The sequence below is a fragment of the uncultured Meiothermus sp. genome (assembly GCF_937863175.1).
Taxonomy (GTDB): Bacteria; Deinococcota; Deinococci; order Deinococcales; family Thermaceae; genus Meiothermus.
Genome location: NZ_CALMCQ010000420.1, coordinates 1 through 4,030 on the forward strand (window position 1 = coordinate 1; position 4,030 = coordinate 4,030).

The following is a 4,030-nucleotide window of genomic DNA, read 5'->3' on the forward strand; positions in this document are numbered from 1 at the left end:
GCTCACCCGGCGTACCGCTATTCTGGTGTTTCTTTCTATCGAGCTAATGTTGAATGCGGCTGCGCTCTCGCTGATCAGTTTCTCCAGGCTTACCGGCAGCCTGGATGCGCAGGTGGTGGTACTGTTCATCATCGCCATTGCCGCGGCTGAAGTGGCAGTGGGTCTGGGCCTGATCGTGGCCATTTTCCGTCGTCGTGAGACTACCAGCCTTGACGATCTGAGGCAACTAAGGGGGTAAATTGTGCAAGAGACCATTCTTCTACCCCTGATCATCGCTCTGCCCCTGCTGGGGTTTGTGCTGCTGGGTTTGTTTGGCAAGCGCATCGCCGAGCCCGCAGCGGGCTGGCTGGCCTCGAGTCTGGTGATGGGCAGTTTTTTGCTGGGCCTGTTCTTGCTGTTGCAAGGCGGGGCCAGGTGGACTCTGGTCGAGTGGCTGCCGGGGATTCCCTTCAGTCTCAACCTCGACAACCTGTCTGGGGTGATGCTAATGGTGGTGGCGGGCGTGGGTTTTCTGATCCATGTCTGGGCCATCGGCTACATGCACGGCGATCCTGGCTATAGCCGCTTCTTCAGCTACTTCAACCTGTTCATTGCGGCCATGCTGGTGCTGATTCTGGGCGACAGTCTGCCGGTGGTTTTTATCGGCTGGGAGGGGGTGGGGCTGGCCTCCTATCTGCTGATCGGCTTCTGGTATAACGAACGGGTCAACGCCGATTCGGCCCGTAAGGCGTTCATCGTCAACCGCATCGGCGATCTGGGTTTTTTACTGGCGATGGGCCTGTTATGGAGCATGTTTGGCACCCTCTCGATCACCGAGTTGGTGGAAAAAGTGGAAGCGGGGGGGTATAGCTTTACCACCCTCACCCTGGCGGGTTTCTTCTTGCTTATCGGGGCCATCGGCAAGAGCGCTCAGGTGCCCCTGATGGTCTGGTTGCCGGATGCAATGGCTGGCCCTACGCCGGTCTCGGCCCTGATTCATGCCGCGACCATGGTCACGGCTGGGGTCTACCTGCTGGTGCGACACTCCTTCATGCTGCACGGTGATGGCTTTCTGTCGGGCCTGATTGTGGCGATCGGTCTCCTGACGGCTATCTACGGGGCCTTATGCTCGCTGGGCCAGTGGGACATCAAACGAATAGTGGCCTATACGACTCTTTCGCAGCTCGGCTTCATGTTTGTGGCGGTAGGGGTGGGGGCCTACTGGGTGGCTATTTTCCACATTGTGACCCACGCCTTCTTTAAGGCCCTGATGTTCATGACCTCAGGCTCGGTCATTCACGCGCTGGGCGGCGAGCAGGACGTGCGCCAGATGGGCGGGATGCGCAAGTATCTGCCCTCCACGCACCTGCACGGACTGATTGCCACCTTTGCTTCCGGCGGTCTGATTCCTCTGGCGGGTTTCTGGTCGAAGGACGCGATTCTGGCCTACTCCTTCGAGTACGGCCCCTGGCTCTGGGCGCTGATGCTGGGCGCCTCGGTGTTGGCGGCGCTCTACTCGATTCGCTGGTATGTGCTGGTCTTCGGGGGGGAGTACCGTGGCAAAGCACATCCCCACGAAAGCCCCCCGGTGATGCTGTGGCCCAATCACATCCTGAGCGTGGGGGCCATGGGGGTGGGATTCATTGGGCTGCCGTATGTAATTGATTACGAGAACTTCATTAGCCCTTTCCTCAAAAAGGCCATCGGCGAGTTCGAACACGAGAAGCTACCGGTGCTCACCGAATGGGTGTTGATTATAGTCTCGGCGGTAGTGGCGATATCCGCGCTGTGGTGGGGCTTCCGCTTCTTCCAGCAAAAGATGCCGCAATGGTACACCAGCTTCCAGACCTGGGCGCTCCATGGTTTTTATGCCGACACGGTTTACAACACCCTCCTGGTTAACCCCATGAAATCCCTGGCGGCGGTGCTGTTTGGCAGCGATAAGGGTCTGTTGACGGGCTTTGTCGGCCTGGGCAGCCTGATGGGAGGACTGGGGAACTTGCTGGCCAAGCTCGAGACTGGCGCGCTACGCTTCTATATGGCGGGCCTTTTGATTGCCCTGGTACTGCTGGTGGGCCTGGGGGTGTTGCGATGATTCACTTTGGACTGTGGCTGCCCCTGGTTGCAGGTCTAATTTTGCTACTGATTCCCAGTCTGGGTCGAAATTTTGCAGTTGCGGCAGCGGTGGTTAGTCTGCTGATCTCGCTGATCCTGTTTGCGGGCTATGACGGCCAGGGGGTGGCCTACGCCAGTCAGACACCCTTTTTGCCGGAGGCCGGGGTCTACTACGCGGTGGGGCTGGATGGCGCAGGGCTCTTGTTCTGGATCGCGGTCAGTCTGGTGGTATTGCTGGGGGTCTGGGTGGCCCGGGTGCCGGTGGGTTTCCTGGCGCTCACGCTGATTATGCAGACCGGACTGCTGGGCATCTTTGCGGCCCAAGACCTGATCTTCTTCTACGCCTTCTTCGAGGCCACCCTGATTCCCTCCCTGCTGATGCTGTGGTTTTTCGGGGGGCCGGATCGCCTGAGGGCTATCTACACCTTCGCACTTTTCACCCTGGTTGGATCGCTGCCCATGCTGGCCGCGATCCTGGCTGTACGCTATCTGGGCGGTGCGGACAGCTTCCTCTACAGCGACCTGGCCGCCAACCCACTAACCGGAGAGGCCGCAGTGCTGGCCTTTCTGGGTTTCTTGGTGGCGCTGGCGGTCAAAACGCCGCTCTTCCCCCTGCACACCTGGCTACCCCTCTTCCACCAGCAGAACCACCCTTCCGGGCTGGCCGACGCGATGGGCACCCTGTACAAGGTGGGCATTTTCGTGTTTTTCAAATGGGCCATCCCGCTAATGCCCGATGGTTTCGAGCGCTGGCAGGGGGCGTTGCTCTTCCTGGCGGCCTTTGGGGCTATTTACGCTGCCTGGCTGGCCTTTAGCGCCCCCGACTGGAAGACCCTGCTGGCCTATGCGGGGGTCTCGCACATGGGCTTAGGCGCTCTGGGCCTGTTCAGCGGCAACATGGAGGGTACGGTGGGGGCGCTGTATCTGCTGGGCGCTTCGATGGTATACGGTTCGGCCATGTTCTTGTTTGTGGGTCTGGTCTACCGGCGTACCGGGAGCCTCGAGGTCAGTCCGGTGCGCGGGCTGGCCAGGCACACCCCGGCGCTGTACGTGCTGGGAATGTTCTTGCTAATGGCCATGATTGGCCTACCGGGTCTGTCGGGCTTCCCCGGCGAGTTGATGGTGCTGCTGGGGGCCTATCAGGTCTCGCCCTGGCTTACTTTTGTGGCCTTCCTATCGGTCATTGCGGCGGCAGCCTATGCCCTTACGGCTTTCCAGAAACTCTTCCAGGAGACCGCCCAGACCCAGGCTGTGCCTGATATGGACGCGCGTGAGTGGGGTTTTGCGGTCGTGGCAGTGGGGGTGATCCTGCTGATGGGCCTCTACCCCAGGCTCTTCACCGTACACCTTGAACCGTTGGGACGGGCCATCGCATCGCTGTTCGGAGGTGGCTCATGACCACGCTGCTGATTCTGACTGGCGCGGCCACCGTGCTATCGCTACTGGCTTTTGTGATCTCGAGGGAGGCCAACCGCTGGTTGACCATAGCGGCTCTGGTACTGGCAGGCCTTTTCAGCATGGTGGGCTGGGGCCAGACGGTGGAAGCCTTCGGTGGCCTGTACACATTCGATACCCTGGCTCGGGGCCTCACCCTGGTGGCAGTTCTGGGGGGGCTTTGGGTCTTGTTGCTGGGGCCAGCTAAGAAATTCGAGTTTCCGCTGCTGGTGCTATTTGCTGTGGCAGGTATGCACATCATGTCCAGCACTCCCAACCTGGTGGTGCTGGTGATTGCGCTCGAGATCCTGTCGCTGCCTCTTTATGTGCTGGCGACCTGGCAGCGCGACGAAAAAGGTTTCGAGGCCGGCCTGAAATACTTCCTGCTGGGCGCACTGGGTGCGGCCATCTTCCTCTACGGGACTGCCCTCTACTTTGGTGCGACCGGCAGCTTTGAAGTCGGAGCCGCTGGCTCGGGGCCGGTGTATGCCGCCGCCCTTTT

The 4,030-nt window shown here is 60.2% G+C and carries 4 protein-coding genes; all 4 read left to right on the plus strand.

The genetic code is table 11. From position 1 onward, the window contains the following. Positions 1–238, plus strand: a 238-nt coding sequence (nuoK, locus tag Q0288_RS15925) for an NADH-quinone oxidoreductase subunit NuoK (protein WP_299432617.1), incomplete at its 5' end; no start/stop codon positions are given. 3 nt (positions 239–241) lie between these two features. Further along, positions 242–2,074 (plus strand): NADH-quinone oxidoreductase subunit L, encoded by a 1,833-nt coding sequence (gene nuoL, locus Q0288_RS15930; protein WP_299432620.1) that lies wholly within the window; start codon positions 242–244, stop codon positions 2,072–2,074. Continuing rightward, positions 2,071–3,492 carry a NuoM family protein gene (locus tag Q0288_RS15935; RefSeq protein WP_299432623.1) on the plus strand — a complete coding sequence of 474 codons (1,422 nt, stop codon included), beginning with the start codon at positions 2,071–2,073 and terminating at the stop codon, positions 3,490–3,492. Before nuoL ends, Q0288_RS15935 begins: the two co-directional genes overlap by 4 nt. Further along, positions 3,489–4,030 (plus strand): proton-conducting transporter membrane subunit (locus Q0288_RS15940; RefSeq protein ID WP_299432626.1); only part of this gene is annotated, 542 nt, incomplete at its 3' end. The genes Q0288_RS15935 and Q0288_RS15940, both read left to right, overlap by 4 nt.

Coding starts and splice junctions, on each gene's coding strand:
- Q0288_RS15935 (WP_299432623.1), top strand. CDS start 2,071: ATGATTCACTTTGGACTGTGGCTGCCCCTGGTTGCAGGTCTAATTTTG.